This window comes from Actinomyces sp. S6-Spd3 (assembly GCF_000758755.1).
GTDB lineage: Bacteria > Actinomycetota > Actinomycetes > Actinomycetales > Actinomycetaceae > Pauljensenia.
Genome location: NZ_JRMV01000195.1, coordinates 1 through 525, shown reverse-complemented (window position 1 = coordinate 525; position 525 = coordinate 1). Strand labels below are relative to the sequence as shown.

Below are 525 nucleotides of genomic sequence, written 5' to 3'. Positions count from 1 at the left end.
CGCCACACGCTGACGCTGACCTCCAGATAGCGCGGAGGGTTTACGCTCCAACAGCTCATCGAGTTCTAGCATGCTGGCAGCCCACTGCACGCGTTCTTTAATTTCGCTCTTAGATACCTTCATGTTCTCTAGCGCAAATGCCATGTTTTGCGCCACGGTCATATTGGGGTACAGAGCGTAAGACTGGAAAACCATGGCGACGTCCCGCGAACGAGGACGCACACCTGTCATGTCTTTATCACCGATAAGGACGCGACCAGACGTGGTGGGCTCCAGGCCTGCAACCATTCGTAACGAGGTGGATTTCCCGCATCCGGAAGGCCCAACCAGTACAACGCATTCGCCGTCTTCTATTTGGAGGTTGAGCGAATCAACTGCGGGCTTGGAGGCGCCAGAGAAGACTCGGGTTGCGGATTCAAAAGTCACACTAGCCACGGTTTGTCCTTCAGTAGTTATCTAACTTGGATCTAGGTCCATATTGTTGGCCTCTTAGGGTGGCCGTGCCCCACTTGCACTCCCCGCTAA

General features: G+C 54.5%; 1 protein-coding gene. It reads right to left on the bottom strand.

Annotated features, from left to right (window positions below):
- Nucleotides 1-435: ABC transporter ATP-binding protein (locus tag HMPREF1627_RS01135; protein WP_034500412.1), on the bottom strand; the 435-nt coding region annotated here is incomplete at its 3' end.
- Nucleotides 436-525 lie beyond the last annotated feature (90 nt).